This is a genomic window from Marinomonas hwangdonensis, assembly GCF_003721245.1.
Lineage (GTDB): Bacteria > Pseudomonadota > Gammaproteobacteria > Pseudomonadales > Marinomonadaceae > Marinomonas > Marinomonas hwangdonensis.
On sequence record NZ_RIZG01000017.1, the window covers coordinates 1 to 19,103 of the forward strand.

Sequence of the window (19,103 nt, forward strand, 5' to 3'; positions counted from 1 at the left end):
TACTTAATCGCATGTTCCCTAGGTCAGTTGATCTCAATGAGTATTATTGATCATTTTGGGTTGAAAAGTTACATAGACGTTGACGCTAGAACAGAGCTTACACACATCCTATTTACAACTGCGGCCAATGTACATGACCCCAAATAAATAGAAAATTTGCTATATGACGACGAAACGTAAATCTTTGCGGATTCATATTATCGAAGTGTATAAAAAACGAGAAAATTACTAATAAAGAATCACTCTAAAGGTGGGCTAGTTCACGCCTGAATAATGTCTCCAACACTTGTGCTGTTGGAGTTAAAGGTGTTCCACGAAGTCGAATAATCCCGACGGTGACATCACCCGGTTGTGGCGATATATCAAACGTTTGTACGGCGTTCCCGCAGAGAGGATCATCAAATAAACGTGCTGGACCATAACCGATTAAATCCGTGCGTCTCATCATTTCTAGCATTAAAAAGGGGGATGAACACTCCACTATTTGTGCTGGGCGAGGCAGATTTTGTTGTGTCAGCCAAGTCAGGAAAAGGTTTGAGCTACTGCCTTGGCTTAAATTAAGCACCCAACGTTGCTGTAGTAATGTTGGCCAGTCATGTGAATGCGCCATTGGGTGAGCTTCTCTTCCCGCCACGCAGGAGCGAATAGCAACCATAGGCGTGAAACTTAATTCGGAGGGCAGCTGAGTGGAGGAGGCAATAGCGACCCCAAAATCCAGTCTGCCTTCTAACAAGTCAGGAATAATGCCGGTCAATAAACCTTCTTTTAAACTTAAACTAGCGTCGGGTAATACTTGGGTAAACTGCCGATAAATAGACGGAAAAAAAGTCACCATGGTCACCGGTGTTAATCCTACCCGCACTCGTCCGCCACGTCCGCCAGCAATCTGTTTGATTTCATCGCGCGCAGACTCAAGCGTTTCTAAAACTAAGCGTGATCGCCTTAATAGAGCTTCCCCAGCGAGCGTGAAGCTAACACCTCGATAACTTCGTTGAAATAACTCTGCGCCTAAGTCGATTTCTAGTTCTCGCATGGTACGGGTTAGCGCGCTTTGGCTAATGCCCATATTGCGCGCTGCCGCTCGAATAGAGCCGTTATCGGCGATTTGAACCAAACCTTTAATCTGTTGATGCTTCATTATTAGGTGACCTCAAAATGTGTTCACCATAGCGATATTAATGTCTTTTATCACTAAGTGAAAGTCCTATACTCAACTATATCGTTGGTACAGAGAATAATAATATGACCAGTCAATTACTCGATAAAGACATGATGCAAGCTTGGCGGCATCAGATTCATCAACAGCCAGAGCTAGGGTTTGAAGAGCACGCTACCAGTCAGCTGGTGGCGGAAAATTTACGCCAGTGGGGTTACGAAGTGACGACAGGATTAGCCGTTACGGGTGTCGTTGGTAAAATGGTGTTTGGTGATGGGAAGGGGCCTAGCATTGGTTTGCGAGCCGATATGGACGCCCTACTATTGCAAGAACAAACCGGTTTGCCATGGCAAAGTCAGCATAGCGGTAAGATGCACGCCTGTGGTCATGATGGCCATACTGCTATGCTGTTAGGCGCGGCTAAGGCGTTAGCGGGCCTAAGAGAGCAAGAGAATTGTTCTTTAAATGGCGCGCTCATCATGATCTTCCAACCGGCTGAGGAAGTCGGCGGTGGTGGTGGTGCTCAGCGAATGTTGGACGAGGGATTGTTTACGCTTTTTCCTTGTGATGAAATCTATGCGTTACATAATTTTCCCGGCATTCCGGTGGGGCAATGTGTCTTTCGTCCGGGCCCGTTTATGTGCTCATCAGATAAAGTTAGCATTCAAATCAAAGGCAAAGGCGGCCATGGTGGCTTGCCTCAGCTTGCCATTGATCCAACGCCTCCCTTAGCGGCGATTGTAATGGGGCTTCAGGCGATTGTGGCTCGTAATCTTGATCCGCTAGACACCGGTGTAGTTAGTATCGGAAGACTACAAGCGGGGACGACATACAATATCATTCCAGAAACATCTCAACTTGAACTGAGTGTGCGAGCCTTGCAGCCACATGCTCGCAAGAGACTTCATGAGCGTATTAAAACCCTATGTGAACAGACTGTAAGTGCCTATGAATGCGAGGCTGAAGTGCTGATTGAAGAAGGCTACCCTGTGCTGATTAATCATCTCTCAGCCGTGCAACGTATAGCGTCTGCCGCTAAATCAGTATTTGGCCAAGATGGCGTCGATGATCAAGGGCGGCCTTTGACGGGCAGTGAGGATTTTGCCTATATGTTACAGGTCGTGCCTGGCTGTTACGTATTGATTGGTAATGGCGACAATGGCTATACCAAAGGCCAGCCACTTGCTGGTCCATGCAGTGTTCATAACCCTCACTATGATTTTAACGACGAAATATTGATGCAAGGCGCACAGTTATGGGTGCAACTCATTACGGAGGCGTTTCGAACGCGCTAGCGTTATTTGACACTGAGTACGATGACTAAAAACGAACGCTAAAAATAACAAAATAATAGTATGATAATAACAACAAAAGGTGACCGGTATGACTCTAGTTTCTAGCAAATCAATCTTTAATAAATCCATAAAAACCAAAGCATCATTAGGTGTGGCGGTATTGGTAACGAGCCTTAGCTTTCAGGCTCAAGCGACCACTTTTACCCTTTCTAACTGGGTGCCGCCGACTCATTTCGTTACCACGGATATTCTGAATGTGTGGGCTGAACAAGTACAAACGGCTACCGAGGGGCGTGTCAAAATTCGTATGCTTCCGAAACCTGTTGGCACGCCCGCACAGCACTGGGAATTAGCCCGTAAAGGCATTGTGGATATTACTTGGGGCAATTTTACCTATGAGCCCGATCGTTTTAAATCTATCTGGTTTGCCGAAATGCCATTTAATGGAGAAGATGTTGAAGCCTCTTCTGTCGCACTATGGGATACATATGAAACATACTTAGCCGGCAATCCGACTTATGCTGGCGTGAAAATGTTAGGGGTGGGATCGTTGGGGCCAGGCGTTATTAATCACGGTAGTAAAGCCATCGTATCGTCTGAAGATATTGCCAATCAAAAAATTCGTATGGGCGGACCCATTCAAAAACGATTAATAGAAGAGTTGGGTGCGGTCCCCATTGCAGCGCCAGCAACAAAGGCTTTTGAACTGTTAGCAGGACAAGTGCTAGACGGTTCTTTGCATACGTTGGAATCGGTAGTGAACTTTCGTTTAACCGATCAACTATCACACCATACATTAATCCCCGGTGGCTTTTATGACGGCACGTTTTTTCTTGTAATGAACGAAGGTAAATGGAAAAGATTGTCCGCCGCCGATCAGGCTACGGTGATGTCTGTTTCGGGTACAGTTTTTTCCCGCCTATGGGGACAAACTTTTCAGCGAGAAATTGATCAAGCTTATGCCCAATTGCGTGAGGAAGGACATCAATTTAGCCAGCCTACCGAAGAGTTAATGTCGAAAATTGGTTCAGTGCGTCAGCAGATGATACAAGACTGGGCAGCCGAGCATGATAGTTATGGCATCGAGCAACCACTTGAGATGCTCGACTATTATCGTCAGCGTTACACCGACCTTTCTAAATAATAGTCAGCTATAAAAGAGCGGCGAGAGCAGAAGGCTAGACCGTTCTTTTATAGCAAGGAGAACGTATTGTGAAGTTTATTATTCATAGTTTTCAGAGCACTATTCGGTTTTTGCTGATTCTGTCACTGAGCGCCATGGTCATACTGACCTTTGGTGATGTGTTGGGGCGCCGTCTATTTAATACGCCTATTTATGGTGCTCATGATTTGACTGAACACTTGATGGCGTTAATTGTTTTTTGTGGTCTACCTTTACTCACCTCGGTTCGAGGGCATTTGGCGGTCGATTTGTTTGATCGTTTTATTATGCAGCCGAAAATGGCTTGGTGGCGTGCTTGTATTAGCCTTATGGTGGCGGTCATCTTGTTTCTTATTGGTTATCAATTTGCGATAGCCGCCAAGGAGGCCGTTCTTATTCAAGAGGTTAGCCAGGAGTTACTGATTCCACGCTACTATTTATACACAGTGATGAGCATTAGTGGATTTATTAGTGGAGTAGCGGCTTTATTACCAGAGTCTAACAATAATATGAACAACAGCGATTCGGCTTTGAACAAGGGTCCGTTGTCTGGGGAGAGTGGTTTATGATGACGGGCTTAATCGCGCTAATTGCCGTTTTGGCATTGGCTTTTTTACGTGTCCCTTTGGCCTTTGCTTTATTAGGTGTGTCCATTATTGGTTTAGGTGTGCTGCTGGGGGCTGAATCATCAATTTCAATGGTGTCAATGACGATTACTGAAGCGGTATTTTCTTATGAGTTGGCCGTCGTACCGCTTTTTATTCTAATGGGTAATGTTCTGTCTAGAACGGGTATTTCATCTGACTTATTCCGTGCAGCCAATGCCTATCTTGGTCATGTCAGAGGCGGTCTTGCCTTGTCGACCATGGTGACGTGTGCGGGCTTTAGTGCCGTGTGTGGTTCCAGTCTTGCCACTGCTGCGACTATGTCAAAGGTCGCTTATCCTAGTATGAAAAAGTATGGCTACTCCAATTCTCTGGCATCAGCATCGATTGCTGCAGGTGGAACACTAGGCATATTAATTCCGCCTTCTATTATCTTGATGATTTATGGCATTTTAACCCAGACCAATATTGGTCAACTCTTTGTTGCGGGGGTCATTCCTGGGTTATTGGGCTTAACGTTTTATATGTTAGCTATTTATGTGATCGCCATATTTCGTCCTGCAGAAGCGCCACGAGGCGAAAAATCAACTGGAGCGGAAAAGCGTTATGCGCTGAAAGGTGTGTGGCCATTTTGCTTGCTTTTTGTGCTGATTATTGGCGGTATTTACGCCAAAATTTTTACGGCAACGGAAGCTGCAGGAATGGGCGCTGGCTTTGCAATACTAGTTTCTATGTTTCAAAAGCGCATTAGCAAAGCAGACTTTAAAGCCATCTTTCTTGATTCTGCCTTCACCTCCGTGATGCTCTATTGTGTGCTTTTTGGCGCCATGTTGTTCGCCAAGCTGATTTCTTTTTCAGGACTGGGTGAGTCTCTATTGGAGATGGTTGCGCAAGCGGATTTAAGTCCTTATCAGCTTATTTTTGCCATCCTATTCGTGTTTCTTATATTGGGTTGCGTAATGGATTCGCTGGCAATTATCTTGATTTGTGTGCCGCTGTTTATTCCGATTGTGGTTGCAAATGGGTTTGATCTAGTATGGTTCGGGATTGTGGTAGTGGTGGTCACCGAAATCGCGTTGATCACGCCGCCAATAGGAATGAATGTGTTTGTACTGAAAGCCGCCTTGCCAGAAGTCGCCATAAAAGACATTTTTAAAGGTTTGATCCCCTTTATTGCGGTCGATGTATTGCGCCTATTGTTGCTGGTGCTCTTCCCTATACTGACGCTGTTTTTAGTGAACTTCATGAAGTAGGAGTTGCGTCAGACAAAAGTATATATAAGTAGTAAGGATTGAGTTCCACGCAGTTTCTAGCACAATAAAATATCGCCTCTCATTTTGTAGTGGCGATATTTCATCATTTGATCAATGGTTTCGCTTTGGATTATAAAAGCATTCAATATAATCAATAAATCTCTGAACGAGCATCACTTCTTGTTTTGTAGTCTCGATTACTTATTCTTTTTTTTCTAGCAATGAGAACAAGCGTTCCGCAACAGCAGTATCATAGCAGTTACCATGACGACTCATACTCGCTTCCAGATTGTTATCTTTTAAGAAGGTTTGCAAATCTTTCGAGGTATATTGAGCGCCTTCATCTGAGTGTGCCGAAACTCTTTTTGTAGGGCGTCGTCACCAAATTGCCCTAAGTAAAGCATCAATAACTGACTCCACTGTCGCCCTTCAGCTCGATGATCATCTTTCTACCAATCTAGAAAATAGATCAACAACGACGGTCACATAAAGCCGGCCTTCTTTTGTCCCGATGTACTTAAAATCAGTCACCCATGCTTGATCTGGTGCTGGGACAATAAATGCTTGATTGAGTGTATTCAGTGTATTGGGGGCTTCATTACGTTCTGAACCATGATAAAAAAAGGGCATCGTTTATAGCCTATTAGTGCTTTTAGGCATTCGCGGCGCATCAGCCTTAACACTCGACTTTTACCACAAGGCTTGCCTTTTTTTCCCTATCGGTCTTTGTTGATATTGCGGTAGCCATAAACACAACCACTTTCAATCCAATGCGTTTTAATCGCGATGGCGAGTTGGTCATCTTCTTGTTTTTGTGAACTTTTTGGACATTTAGCTAACTCTAAAAATCCGTTCCTATGAACTTGCAGCGTTCGACACAATATAGCAGTAGAATAGTCATTGATCCGTGGTGTTATGAAGGTGTACTTTTCTTAGAACCCTCGGCAAAGTACACGTAGGCTTCCTTTAAGATGGCCCTCTTTTCAGTCGCCCTTTTAAGTTCAGCTTTCAGACGTTGGATATCTGATAAAGCCAATTATTCAGATTTTTGACTCGTTTCACGTTTGCTGTATCGGTCAATCCAATCATGCATGCTTTTGTAGCTAACGCCAAGTCGTTCAGCCGCTTATGCAATTATATCGTCCAACTCAGTAACTTGCTTAACGGTTTCAATTTTTAACTCATCAGTGTAACGTTTCCAACACATAACTCACTTCATTTTTACCTATTATTATATAGCTATGAGATATCTACAAAAGTGGGATTAAATCATTAAATAGCGATGATTTTAGGAGGGAGCCTTCGGATTTGTTTTGTCATCAATTACTTTGTTGTTTTTTTCATGCGCCTTAATAGTGTGAGCAAGGCATAGATCCACGTCCCTAGGATAACACCCCAAAAAGCAGAACCGATACCAAGTATTTCGATGCCTGATGCGGTGGTCATAAAGGTAATGGTCGCTGCATCAATATTGGCAGTGTCTTTCAAGGCGAGGCTCAGGCTATTAAATATCGCCCCTAAAAGCGCTAAGCCTGCGATGATGGCAATTATTTGAGCCGGAAACGTAGTGAAAAACAGTACAATACTACCGGCGAAAATACCGCCAAGCAGATAGAATACACCATTAAAAATACCGGCAATATAGCGTTTATTCTCATCGGGATGAGCGTCTGAGCTGGCACAAATTGGCGCAGTAATGGCCGCTATCACCGTAGTTATGCCGCCAAAAAAAGCGATTGGAATAGATACTAAGCCGAGAAAGCTAATAATCGGGCGGGTAGCTATCTGATAGCCGAATGTTTTTAATATTGTAAATCCAGGTAAGAATTGTCCAGTTAAACTGACAATCACTAAGGGTAGCGCTAAACTCAAAGTGGATGACCAAGTCCATTGAGGTGTTATCCAAGTAGGAGAAGCGATTTGCAAAGAAAAATGGGTAAAATCAGAGTCTAAAAAAAGCACCGAAAGCGTGCCGCCTAAGACCACCATTAGCATTAAAGAATAGCGATTGGTTATTGTCTTAAAAATGACGTAGCCAACCAGCATGGCAATAGTTAAGAGAGGGGTGCTGGTTAATGCTTCGAAGGCGGAAAGACCAAAATTAAACAAAATGCCCGCCATCATGGCCGCCGCGACACTGGCTGGAATAATGTTGACAATTTTGTCAAACAAACCGCTTATGCCGATAAAAAAAATAATAATAGCCGCTGTGATATAGGCCGCTACCGCTTCGTTTAAACTCAACTGAGGGAATAACGTTACCAATAACGCGGTCCCTGGAGCCGACCACGCTGTGATAATGGGGGTACGATACACAATACTAAGCACAATACCGCTGATGCCCGCGCCAATAGAAATAGCAAAGACCCATGATGTCATCATTTGAGGATCAATATCGGCGCTGCGGGCGGCTTGGAAAAAAATTGCCAAAGGGCCAGAGTAAGATACAAGTACGGCAATTAAGCCTGCAATAATCGTGGATAGGTGAATATCTTTAATCATAATGAGGCCCGTGCATGGCAATGGTGAAATTAAGAGGATTTTACAGCAATGGCTTTTACTTCCAAAAAGTAGCCGGCAGTGCCACATAAAGACGCCGCTCCTATGGCTGTCCAAGCAGGTAAACATCCGGCAAAATACAGGTTTCGAACTTCCATATACAGCGGTAAATCTCGCATGTCAGTATGATAGCTGGTAATTTCGACAACATCGGCAAAGTCCATCTTGGCGGTATGTAGGACGGCTTTCATGTTTTCAAAGCATTGAATAAATTGCTGGCGTTTCTCTTCTACTAGTTGTCGTTTTGCGTTGCGGCCTATTTGCCCTGCGATATAGAGCGTGTTACCGCTCAGTACGCCAGGAGCATAGCCGATGTCGTCACGAATAAATTCCATGCCGTGCGGAACAATAGCGCTGCGCTGTATCATATTAACTACCTAAGGGTGAAAAAATAAAAAGACCAGCCATTAACTAAATGGCTGGCTGTGATGGACTAACCTTAACCTAGGTCGCCACCACCAACGGGAAGAGTGGAGCCAGTGATATAGGAGGATTCGTCACTAGCAAAGAACAGGATGGCATTGGCTTGCTCTTGAGTTGAACTGTAGCGTTTCATTAGGCTGGATTCGACGGTTTGATCGACGATTTCTTGATACCAGATTTTTTCTTGCTCTGTCATGGTTGCTTGGTTGCGGGGGATCTTGCGTTCACCCACGTCCGTTCCTCCTGGCGCCACGGCATTGACTCGAATGCCGTGGCGAGCATTTTCAAACGCTAAGGAAGCAGTCATCGCATTGACGCCGCCTTTTGCCGCTGAATAGGGGACACGGTTAAGGCTGCGAGTGGCAATCGAGGAGACGTTGACAATATTGCCTGATTGTTGCGCTTGCATGATATCGAGCACCGCATGACAGCACCACAGTGTGGGGAAGAGCGAGCGTCGAATTTCGGCTTCGATCTCCGCTTCTTCGTAGTGTTCATAAGGCTTAGCCCAGATGGTGCCCCCAACATTGTTGATCAAAATGTCTATGCGACCAAAATGCTTTGCCGCGGTTTGCATGGCTTGATGGCATTCGGTGAACTTTTCTAGATCAGCAATAATGACCAAAACGTCTGTTGCCCCTGCTGTTCTTGCTTCTTCAGCGACATCGTAGACGAGCTCTGAACGATCCAGTAAAACGAGCGTGGCTTTCTCTTCTGCCATTTGCAAAGCAACTTGGCGGCCAATACTTTGTGCTGAGCCGGTAATGACCGCTACTTTATTCTCAAAACGTAATGCTCTCATACTGGTTTTCCTCAATGGCTGCTTGCTGCAAACTTTTCATAGTAAAAGTTTGCAGGCACGATATTATTTTCTTTCATAAAGTGACTTACCGCTTCGACCATAGGAGGAGGCCCACACAAATATATGTCTACATCCCCATTGTTTAGGTGAGAGGCATCAATGTGGTTGGTGACGTAGCCCTTTTGTGGCCATGCACTTTTTTCTGATGCCACGCAAGCACTGACTGTGACATTGTCGATGCTAGAAGCAAAGGCTTCTAATTTTTCCATTTCGACTAAGTCAGAATCATAAGTGACGCCATAGATAAGGTGCACAGGGTGGCTTGTACCTGTGGCCTTAATGCTTTCAAGCATAGCGAGAAAAGGCGCTAACCCAGTTCCCCCTGCGAGCATCAAAATAGGCCGTTTGATATCACGCAAATAAAAGCTACCAAATGGACCACTTAGTTTGATTTCATCGCCTATTTTCGCAGATTCCGTCATAAAGGTGCTCATTAGACCGTTAGGGACGATACGAATTAAAAAAGACGCAGAACCATTACTTGCTTGAACTAATGAACTAAAAGAGTAAGCGCGCTTTTGATCCGTTCCGGGCACATGTACATTAACGTATTGACCCGGCAGAAAATGCATCGCTTTGACTTGATCTCCTGCCACGCTAAAACTAAGGGTTGAATCAGAAAGACGATTTAAGGCAAAAATCTGCCCATGAATGTCTTCTTGCTTGCTACGTACACACACTTCGGATGAGGCCGGAACAGAAATAGCGCAGTCGGATTCCAAGCGCATGCAGCAGGTCAATACCATGCCAGCACGCACTTCATCGTCGGATAATGCATCTTCAATGTAGTCGGTCATTTCAAATTGTCCTGACTCCGACTTGCATTTGCACGTACCACAAGCCCCATCGCGACAATCCATAGGAATATTCAAACCTGAACGATACGCTGCATCAGCAACGGTTTCACCAGGAAGGGTATGAACAAAACGAGTGACCCCGTCTTCAAAATTTAGTGCAATTTTATACATGGAAACCACCTTGAGCCCCTTTGAAGAGGCTACTTTTTATTAGGTCATGGGCAGATACATGGCATCAGCAAAGTATTGTTTATTAAACGTGATAAATATCAATGACGTGATGAATATAGTCATTCACCAAAATGATTTTTTTACGTTTAATCAGCATCTGCCCCTCTGCATTTCTGACGAGGGTAATGAAGGTTGTGCCAAAATACGTGTCGACGGTTTTGTAGCGGTAGCTGTTAGTGCTCCAATTATAACGAACGTCGGCGCTTTGTGCTGTGTTCTGAATCACCTCAATGTTGCCAATTATGTGGCTCGTTCTGGCTTCAGGTAAACTAGAGGCACTAGAGCGTTCGGTTTTAATGCGGAAGACACGATCCTCTAATCCGCCTTTATGGGCGTAATACATGAGAGACACTTCTTTTTGAGGGTCTGAAATCAGCTCACCATCGTCGTCCCAGCTGGGCATCCAAAAATCAACATCAGGGTGGTAGAAAGTCAGCCACTTGTCCCATTCTTTGTCATCCAGGCTGCGCGCTTCGGCGTAAAGGAAATCGCGTATTTCTTCGTATTGAATTGTCATAACGTACTCCTCACTGCTGCGCTTGGTCAGTTGGTTTTTGATTTTGTTGTTCTTGATCTTGATCTTTTTGTAAGGCATCCGTCATCGCATCGACCCAGTATTGATGCTGAACTTTAAACAAGCCTTCATCTTCAGATTTTTTGCCGCTTAATAAGGGTTTCAAGTCGATTTTCTGAGCAGCTTCATCTGGGCCTTGAACCCAATGTTTAGCACCACGAGACAAGTCATTCCAAGGCAACTCACTGCCCAAGAAGCCTTCTTGGCAAGAGCGGAATTCTTCCAAATCGTCTGGTGTAGCCATGCCGGAAGCGTTGAAAAAATCTTCGTATTGACGAATGCGTTGAGCACGTGCAGTGTCGCTTTCACCCTTAGGCGCAATACAATAAATAGTCACTTCCGTTTGATTAACTGAAATAGGGCGGAAAGTACGGATCTGTGAGCTGAACTGATCCATCAAAAAGACATTCGGGTACAAGCATAAGTTACGTAGATTAGATATCATCCAGTCTGCACGGTCTGCACCGAAATCTTTTTCTAGTTCTGCACGACGCTCGGCTAAAGGGCGATCCTCAGGATTGGGCCAACGCATCCATAGCAGGATATGTCCGTGCTCAAACGCATAAAAGCCCCCTTGTTGTTTGTTCCAAGTACTAGCATCCATCGCTTTGGTATCATCTACTGCGTCGTCTAATTTTCGACGTGCGGTTGTCGCAACATAATTCCAATGTACGGAAGAAACGTGATAACCATCGGCGCCATTTTCAGCTTGTACTTTCCAGTTGCCGTCGTAAGTATAAGTAGATGAACCTCTTAGCACTTCTAGGCCTTGTGGCGATTGATCAACAATCATATCGATGATTTTAGCGGCTTCACCAAGATGTTCTGTGAGTGGTTTGACGTCCGGATTAATGCTGCCAAACAAGAAACCACGGTAAGACTCAAAGCGAGCTACTTTTTTAAGGTTGTGTGAACCGTCACAATTGAAAGAGTCTGGGTAGCCAGCATCAGTCACATCTTTTACTTTGATTAATTTACCTGAGTTATTAAAACTCCAGCCATGGAATGGGCATGTCATCACTGACTTGTTGCCCTTTTTTGTGCGGCACAGCATGGCGCCTCGGTGGCTACAAGCATTGATAAAGCAGTTAAGCTCATCTTCTTTGTTGCGCGCGATAAAAATGGGTTGGCGACCAATATAGCCAGTAAAAAAATCATTTTTGTTGGGGATTTGGCTCTCGTGTGCGAGGTAAATCCAGTTGCCTTCAAAAATATGTTTTACCTCAAGATCAAATAACTCTGGATCGGTAAACATGTCACGACGAGCACGATAAAGACCTTTGTCCGTATCGACTTCCATCATACTTTTTATTTTTTTAATGAGTTCGTTATGCATTGTAATGCCCTCCTGATTTTTAAACAGGTTAGGCTTTGATGGTGTTGGTCACTATCCAGCTAGTGTTTTTCTTTATCCGATCTCTGCAAAAAAGCGCTAAAATATCATTTTTTGACAAAGTTATAGGCAAAGTGTGTCAAAAAAAGCATGGCATAAAAGCGTTCATTAAGCTGACTAACCGCCGTTATTGTGGCTTGTGAGCGGGTATGATCTGGAGAAAAACCGCCTTAACGTTGGTTTAACCTGTGGCGTGGTTCAAATAAACCCCGCAGCCGATAAAGGTATCGCCTTCCAACTTGGTAATATAAAGCAGCTTATCAGCCACTTGATCGGTTTGTGGGTTATTAAAACGAAACTGGTAGCTATTAATGCCTTTTGTTTTTGCTAGGCTAATCATCTCTTGCACCATCAAGCGGCCATCGGCATCTTTGGTGTGATAAAGATTTTTGCCCACCATTTCAGGATTAGCGCCGTATACTAATACCTCACCGTTGAAGGTTATCGAGACGATGAATAGCTCACCCTGTATGAAGTCCCCATTGGGGTCTGAAAAGTCTGAGAAAGATGTTACCTCACCCTTTTCCTTGATGTGCTCTAGCGCTTTTATGAGTAGCTGCTTGGCATCGTCTGGACTAAAAAGGCGGAATTGCCCAATTGTTGCCTTTGCGAGCTTAGAGAAAACGGACAGTTGTGTTACAGCATTGAGGTTTGAATGAACATCTTTACGGTTTTCTTCCATGGCTAAAACAACCTGCTGCAAGGTTTCAGACAGTCCTAGCGCAGTATTTTTTTGTTCTCTGGTGGTGTGATTTATCGTTTGTAGTTCCTGTGCCACATGTTTTATTTGTTCGACTATATCTTGTAGTGCCTGCTTAGAAAGGTTGGCTTCCTGCTTCGCTTGATTGGCGGCTTGTTCACTTGCCACCATGTCGACTAAGGCTTTTTGCAATTCAGCTTGCATGGCTTCCACGGTTTCGCTTATTTGTTCGGTTGCCTTGGCTGTTTGAGTTGCTAGTTTACGTACTTCATCGGAGACAACAGCAAAACCACGTCCATGCTCGCCTGCTCTAGCGGCTTCGATGGCGGCATTGAGCGCCAATAAATTCGTTTGTGAGGCAATGCCTTTGATTAATTCAACGATTTTATTAATCTCATTATTGCGCTGGCGAAGTTGGTTCATGGTTACCGCACAGAGATGAATATAGTCAGAGATTTTGTTTATAGACATAAGGTTTTGTTGGATCGTGGTTTGACCTTGTTCTGCAACATTCATGGCTTGCGCAGCGTTTTTCGTGGCAAGGTAGCAGTTTTCTGCGACATCTAAAGCGATGGTCGATAGTTCCTCACTGGCGGCGGCAGAGGTACTGAGTTGATCACCAACAGTATCAATATTGATTACTAAATTTGTGGAATTTTTTTGCAGTAGTTGAGCGGATACAGACACATTGACTGTACCTGCAGAAAGAGATGCTAGGGTGTTTTTCAGATTTTGAGAAAAGGCGTTAATTGTCGTATTGATACGGTTGTTGGCACTTTTACGGGTATCAATAGTCTTGGTGAAATCACCATTAGATAAGGCGGTAATAGTTTTCTCAATGTCTCTGTTAATGTGTTTACGCGAGGTTTGATTGCCCGCAATTAGAGTATAAATGGCCAAACAGAGCGTTGAAACGGAAAAACCGAAGGCGATTTGAAGGAACAATACAGAGACGTTGCTCAATAAAAGGGCAGTGCCTGCGCCTACGCAAGTCGCAACGCAAAGTACTGAAATAATGGAGTTGATCTTAGGCATAAATATTTCCAGTAGTGGGCTTTTTGTTGTTTCACCTTAGCCCAGTCACGAAGCAAACCACAATAGTCGACAGCATAAGCTTGCACTTTTTGGACATTGTTATGCACCCTGCGGCTATTGTTGTGGCTCGGTCTTCTCTTTAATTGATATCGAGTAATAATAAAAATGATATCGAGGCTTACAATGAACAAAAAAAATAAGATCGTCAAAAAGGTTTTGGTAGGAATATCGGTAATGGGTTTGGGTTTTGGTGCTATGGCCGCAGACCCAAATCCTATCAAGGTCGGTGTCATGCTACCGTTTAGCGGTGTCTATGGTGGTTTAGGAGATGCGACCCGCAATGGATTGAAGATGGCACTGCAAGAGCATGCTGGTGAATTGTATGGTCGTCAGATTGAATTCATTGAAATGGACACCGAAGCGCAGCCCTCTCGCGCCCCCGAAATAGCCAACTCATTGTTAAACAAAGAGCGTGCTGATTTTATTGTGGGGCCTGTGCATTCTGGCGTCGCAATGGGCATGATCAAGGTATTAAAAGACAAAAATACCATTATGATCATTCCTAATGCGGGCATCGATGCCGCCACTGGGCCTTTGTGTGCGCCCAATATTTTCCGTACATCGTTTTCTTCTTGGCAACCTTCTTATCCTATGGGCAAAATCGCTCTCGAACAAGGTTTCAAAAAAGTCATTACCATGAGCTGGAACTATGGTTTTGGCAAAGAAAGCTTGGCTGCGTTTGAAGAGTCATTTGAAAGTGGTGGTGGCGAGATTGTTAAAAAAATACTAGTGCCTTTCCCTAAAACAGAATTCCAGTCTTACTTGTCTGAAATTGGCACCATTCAGCCCGATGCAGTATTTGTGTTTTTTGCCGGTGGTGGCGCTGTTAAATTTGTCAAAGACTACGATGCGATGGGATTAAAAAGTAAAATCCCATTACTGGGTGCTGGCTTCTTAACCGAGGGGACTTTAGAAGCTCAAGGCGTCTCTGCGGAAGGTATACAAACTACCTTGCATTATGCGGACCCTCTTGATAACCCAGAAAACCAGCGTTTTCGTCGTGACTACCAAACAAACTTTGGTAAACCTTCTGACCTGTACGCGGTTCAAGGTTACGACACAGGGCTGATGATTGCGAGCGCCGTCAAGGCGTTAAAAGGGGACATTAGCGATCAAGGTGCCTTAATAAAAGCGCTAGAAACGACGGAAGTTATCAGTCCTCGTGGTGCTTTTACTTTCTCTAAAGCTCACAATCCAATCCAAAATATTTACTTACGCCGCGTTGAAAATGGTGAAAACCAAGTGATCAAGCTGGCCGCGTCAGCGCTTGAAGATCCCGCCCGCGGTTGCAAAATGTAGGTCGCCTTTAGTCCGTTTTTCGCACTTCCTTGCTCTGTGATGTTCCAGTCTAGAAGTGCTTTTTTCTTTTCAAAATAGTGTAGGTTTTATGATGGATAGCACTCTTTTTATCGTGCAGTTGATCAATGGTATTCAGTATGGGCTGGTATTGTTTTTGATCGCGTCGGGCCTGACTTTAGTGTTCGGTGTTATGGGGATTTTGAATCTGGCGCACGGTTCCATGTACATGGTTGGGGCATATCTTGCTTGGTATTTTGTCCAACATACTGGCAGTTTTGCGCTCAGTGCGTTTATTTCTGCCGTCATTGCCTTATGCATTGGCGTTGTCGTGGAGCGAACGCTCATTAGGCAGCTGTATCGGCGTAATCACTTAGATCAAGTATTACTGACCATAGGGATGATTTTTGTCTTCAATGCCTTGCAAAGTTTGCTTTGGGGAAATGATCCGCTGGGCGTAGAAGTACCTGAAGCATTAGCGGCATCGATTCCTTTGACCGGTATTATTGAGTACCCCGTGTATCGTATTTTTGTGGCGGTGTTTTGTATTGTGGTCGCGGCTGCCATGTATTACGTCATCAATAAAACGCGTCTTGGGATGTTGATACGAGCCGGTGAGTCAAACCGAGAAATGGTGGAATGTCTTGGGGTCGATATTAGCCGTCTTTATACCATTGTGTTTGCGATTGGAGTGATGTTGGCAGCAGTGGCGGGGGTCGTGGCGGCGCCGATTAGTTCCATTGTTCCCGGTATGGGGGAACACATCTTAATTTCCTGCTTTGTTGTTGTGGTGATCGGTGGAATGGGGTCTATCAAAGGCGCTTTTGTTGGTGCCTTGTTGGTGGGGTTAGTTGATACATTCGCTTCGGTACTGGTACCAGAGTTATCTAGTATGATGATCTATGTATTTATGGCCTTCGTCCTTCTATTGAAACCTCAAGGTTTGTTTTCATCCTAATCAGGAGTTTGGATTATGTTATTCAAAAAACGCGCTGAACGGCTGTTTATGTGGGTGTTTTTTCCCTTGGCATTGCTCATGCCGATGTTTCTTGAGCAAAATGAGTACTATGTAAATAAACTGACGACCATCATGATTTTGTCGATTTTCGTTATGTCATTAGATTACTTAGTTGGCAAGTGTGGTTTGATCACCTTGGGTCACGCTATGTTCTATGGCCTTGGCGGCTACCTTTTTGTGATACTAGCACCGGAATATGAAGCGGTGAATTTCTGGGTTTATACTTTTTATATTTGCGCTATTTCGGCGGCCATTGCGCTTGTTATTGGCTTATTAGTGCTACGAACCAGTGGTATTTATATGATTATGATTACCCTGGCATTTGCGCAAATGACGTTTTACTACTTTTCAGGTTCAATTGATTATGGCGGTACGGACGGCGTATTTGTTTACGTTAAGCCGGAAACCAGTATTTTTGGTTTAAGTCTTTTCGATTTAGACAATCCCACGCATTTTTATTATCTCTGCTTATTGTCTTTATTTAATACCTTGTTGTTTTTTAAGGTGTTGGTGCGTTCTCAGTTCGGTCGAGTTGTTGACGCCATACAGGTTAACCCAGGACGTACTACGGCTCTTGGTTATAATATTTTCGTCTATAAATTAATGAGTTATGTGGTTGCTTCTGCTTTGGGCGCCTACGCTGGGTATTTGTTTACTCTGCAATATGGGTTTGTTAATCCGTCTATGTTGTCTTGGACAACGTCTGGCACTGCATTGGTGATGTTAATCCTGGGTGGGATTGGCAGCATCTACGGTGCGATATTGGGCACAATTACGTACGAAGGGCTGCACTATACGCTTGAGCATTGGACTGAACATTGGATGCTGTTTATGGGTGGTTTAATTATTTTGATGGTGATGGTGTTTAAGAAAGGTATTGCCGGTTTCTTAGAAGATCTTTTGGAGAAGCGTGATGGAAAATAATGTCATTCTCGAAACAGAGGGCTTGTGTAAATATTGGGGCGGGCTAAAGGCGTTAGACAATTTGTCTTTGGCGTTTCATGATAAACAGTTGCATGGCATCGTTGGCCCTAATGGCGCAGGAAAAAGTACCTTATTGAACATGTTGTGCGGCCACTATAAACCCACCAGTGGCGAAATAATTTACCGTGGTGAATCCATCAGTTCAATCAAGCCCTTCGAATTTGCTCGTCGTGGAATTGGGCGCAGTTTTCAAAAAACCAATATCTATACGAATGCCACCTGTTTAGAAAATTGTTGTGTGGCTGTACAGCGTTTAATGGGCGGGAGCTTTAACTTCTTTCGGTCTCGTTATTCTCAAAAAATGCTCGATGACATCGCCACTAAAGCGCTGGAAAAGGTTGGCTTAGCACATCGTCGCGATTATATTGCCTCGCAAATTAGTTATGGTGAGCAAAGACAGCTTGAAATAGCCATGGTGTTGGCGACCTCCCCAGCGTTGTTGTTGCTTGATGAACCTATGGCGGGTATGGGGCATGAAGAGTCGCAGTTAATCATTAATCTGTTGAATACCTTAAAAAAAGAATATTGCATTGTCTTGGTTGAGCATGACATGGATGCGATTTTCGAATTGTCTGATCAGTTGACCGTGATGGTTGACGGGCAACATTTGGTAACCGGCAGTGTGGATGAAGTCAGAGAAGATGCGCGAGTAAAAGAAGCGTATCTTGGTCAAGGCGATGAGGTGTATTAATGAGTAATCTATTGGACATTAAAAGTATTCACAGCTTGTATGGCGACAGTCATGTATTACACGGCATTAGTTTTTCCCTTGAAGCGGGCCAGACGCTTAGCTTGATGGGGCGTAACGGGATGGGTAAAACCACGACGCTAAAGTCGATTCTAGGGTTGGTGACACCTCGAAGTGGTAGCGTCTTTTATAAGGGTGAAGACATTACCTCTTTAGCCACTTGGCAGAGAATGAAGCGAGACATTGCTTATGTGCCAGAAGGGCGTGGCATGTTTCATAATTTAACTGTGAAAGAGCATTTGCAGGTGGCGGCGCGAGCCAGCACTCAAGGGATCAAGGCGTGGGACTTTGATCGCGTATTGAATACTTTCCCAAGACTAAAGGAGCGGCTTTCAAATTTGGGCACGCAACTCTCTGGGGGGGAACAGCAAATGTTGGCAATAGGTCGAGCGCTGGTCACGAATCCGGAGTTGCTTATCTTGGATGAAGCAACAGAAGGGCTTGCCCCACTGATTCGAAAAGAAATCTGGGAGGTTATTCGTATCATTAAAGAAACGGGCATCTCGACCATTATTGTGGATAAGAATATCCAGGTTCTTCAGAGTCTGTGTGATCGCCATGTTGTTTTGGTGAAAGGCCAAGTAGTAATGGACCTTAGTGCGCAAGAGTTGCAGTCTAACTTGGCGCAAGTTGAGAGTCATTTGGGGGTGTAAGTGTTATTCTGCCATGTTGGCACTTAAAATTAGCTGTAAAACAAGTTGTCGTCAACCTACGATAACTTGTTCACAGTGTCATTTTGAGAATTTGCTAACTGCGCAGACATCAAGGAAAACTGAAGAATCAAGAAGCGTTAAATGCGCATTTAGAACAGATCAGAATAAATAACATGTTTGGTTTTTTTGGCGTTTTTTTACCTGACACCAGCGTGGTTGGCTGCGCTATCTACGACGTAAATGGTGATATATCTTCTGTGTTAAGCCTAAGGAACATGCGATTAAGTCGGTAACATGAG

The 19,103-nt window shown here is 44.3% G+C and carries 17 protein-coding genes and 1 pseudogene; 9 read left to right on the forward strand and 9 right to left on the reverse strand.

Annotation, left to right across the window (positions count from 1 at the left end):
* Positions 1-244 precede the first annotated feature (244 nt).
* Complete coding sequence (locus EBI00_RS15675) at positions 245-1,138, reverse strand: LysR substrate-binding domain-containing protein (protein WP_123096875.1); 894 nt, start codon at positions 1,136-1,138, stop codon at positions 245-247.
* A gap of 104 nt (positions 1,139-1,242) precedes the next feature.
* Between EBI00_RS15675 and EBI00_RS15680 the strand changes: the two genes are divergently transcribed.
* The 4 genes from EBI00_RS15680 (at position 1,243) to EBI00_RS15695 (ending at position 5,471) form a co-directional block, all read left to right on the forward strand.
* Entirely contained in the window at positions 1,243-2,451 is a 1,209-nt protein-coding gene (locus tag EBI00_RS15680) for a M20 aminoacylase family protein (protein ID WP_206612599.1), read from the forward strand.
* A gap of 88 nt (positions 2,452-2,539) precedes the next feature.
* Complete coding sequence (locus EBI00_RS15685; RefSeq protein ID WP_123096876.1) at positions 2,540-3,595, forward strand: TRAP transporter substrate-binding protein; 1,056 nt, start codon at positions 2,540-2,542, stop codon at positions 3,593-3,595.
* A 68-nt stretch (positions 3,596-3,663) separates the two neighbouring features.
* The gene (locus EBI00_RS15690; RefSeq protein WP_123096877.1) at positions 3,664-4,182 is read left to right on the forward strand and encodes a TRAP transporter small permease; all 519 of its coding nucleotides are present in this window, start codon (positions 3,664-3,666) and stop codon (positions 4,180-4,182) included.
* Complete coding sequence (locus EBI00_RS15695; protein ID WP_123096878.1) at positions 4,179-5,471, forward strand: TRAP transporter large permease; 1,293 nt, start codon at positions 4,179-4,181, stop codon at positions 5,469-5,471. Before EBI00_RS15690 ends, EBI00_RS15695 begins: the two co-directional genes overlap by 4 nt.
* A 51-nt stretch (positions 5,472-5,522) precedes the next feature.
* On the opposite strand, the pseudogene EBI00_RS15700 reads toward EBI00_RS15695, so the two are convergent.
* The 8 genes and pseudogenes from EBI00_RS15700 to EBI00_RS15735 form a co-directional block, all read right to left on the reverse strand.
* A pseudogene (locus EBI00_RS15700) lies at positions 5,523-6,678 on the reverse strand (IS3 family transposase); the annotation flags it as partial.
* 116 nt (positions 6,679-6,794) lie between these two features.
* Entirely contained in the window at positions 6,795-7,973 is a 1,179-nt protein-coding gene (locus EBI00_RS15705; protein ID WP_123096879.1) for a benzoate/H(+) symporter BenE family transporter, read from the reverse strand.
* A gap of 29 nt (positions 7,974-8,002) precedes the next feature.
* Positions 8,003-8,398: a RidA family protein gene (locus tag EBI00_RS15710; RefSeq protein ID WP_123096880.1), complete on the reverse strand. Its 396-nt coding sequence runs from the start codon at positions 8,396-8,398 to the stop codon at positions 8,003-8,005.
* A 71-nt stretch (positions 8,399-8,469) separates the two neighbouring features.
* A complete protein-coding gene (locus tag EBI00_RS15715) occupies positions 8,470-9,255 on the reverse strand; it encodes a 1,6-dihydroxycyclohexa-2,4-diene-1-carboxylate dehydrogenase (protein ID WP_123096881.1) in 786 nt (261 codons plus the stop codon).
* Positions 9,256-9,266: 11 nt separating this feature from the next.
* The gene (gene benC, locus EBI00_RS15720; RefSeq protein WP_123096882.1) at positions 9,267-10,283 is read right to left on the reverse strand and encodes a benzoate 1,2-dioxygenase electron transfer component BenC; all 1,017 of its coding nucleotides are present in this window, start codon (positions 10,281-10,283) and stop codon (positions 9,267-9,269) included.
* Positions 10,284-10,365: 82 nt separating this feature from the next.
* Positions 10,366-10,860: a benzoate 1,2-dioxygenase small subunit gene (gene benB, locus EBI00_RS15725; protein ID WP_123096883.1), complete on the reverse strand. Its 495-nt coding sequence runs from the start codon at positions 10,858-10,860 to the stop codon at positions 10,366-10,368.
* Positions 10,861-10,870: 10 nt separating this feature from the next.
* Positions 10,871-12,253, reverse strand: coding sequence for a benzoate 1,2-dioxygenase large subunit (benA, locus tag EBI00_RS15730; RefSeq protein ID WP_123096884.1), 1,383 nt, complete (start codon positions 12,251-12,253; stop codon positions 10,871-10,873).
* Positions 12,254-12,491: 238 nt separating this feature from the next.
* Positions 12,492-14,045, reverse strand: a complete 1,554-nt coding sequence (locus EBI00_RS15735) for a methyl-accepting chemotaxis protein (RefSeq protein ID WP_123096885.1) — start codon at positions 14,043-14,045, stop codon at positions 12,492-12,494.
* A 183-nt stretch (positions 14,046-14,228) separates the two neighbouring features.
* On the opposite strand from EBI00_RS15735, the gene EBI00_RS15740 reads away from it, so the two are divergent.
* The 5 genes from EBI00_RS15740 to EBI00_RS15760 all read left to right on the forward strand — a co-directional run bounded on the left by EBI00_RS15740 (position 14,229) and on the right by EBI00_RS15760 (position 18,804).
* Positions 14,229-15,404: an ABC transporter substrate-binding protein gene (locus EBI00_RS15740; protein WP_123096886.1), complete on the forward strand. Its 1,176-nt coding sequence runs from the start codon at positions 14,229-14,231 to the stop codon at positions 15,402-15,404.
* Between the two features lie 91 nt (positions 15,405-15,495).
* Positions 15,496-16,359 (forward strand): branched-chain amino acid ABC transporter permease, encoded by an 864-nt coding sequence (locus EBI00_RS15745; RefSeq protein WP_123096887.1) that lies wholly within the window; start codon positions 15,496-15,498, stop codon positions 16,357-16,359.
* A gap of 15 nt (positions 16,360-16,374) precedes the next feature.
* Positions 16,375-17,343, forward strand: a complete 969-nt coding sequence (locus EBI00_RS15750) for a branched-chain amino acid ABC transporter permease (protein WP_123096888.1) — start codon at positions 16,375-16,377, stop codon at positions 17,341-17,343.
* Positions 17,333-18,094 (forward strand): ABC transporter ATP-binding protein, encoded by a 762-nt coding sequence (locus EBI00_RS15755; protein ID WP_123096889.1) that lies wholly within the window; start codon positions 17,333-17,335, stop codon positions 18,092-18,094. The genes EBI00_RS15750 and EBI00_RS15755 overlap by 11 nt, the downstream gene beginning before the upstream one ends.
* Entirely contained in the window at positions 18,094-18,804 is a 711-nt protein-coding gene (locus tag EBI00_RS15760) for an ABC transporter ATP-binding protein (protein WP_123096890.1), read from the forward strand. The genes EBI00_RS15755 and EBI00_RS15760 overlap by 1 nt, the downstream gene beginning before the upstream one ends.
* Positions 18,805-19,103 lie beyond the last annotated feature (299 nt).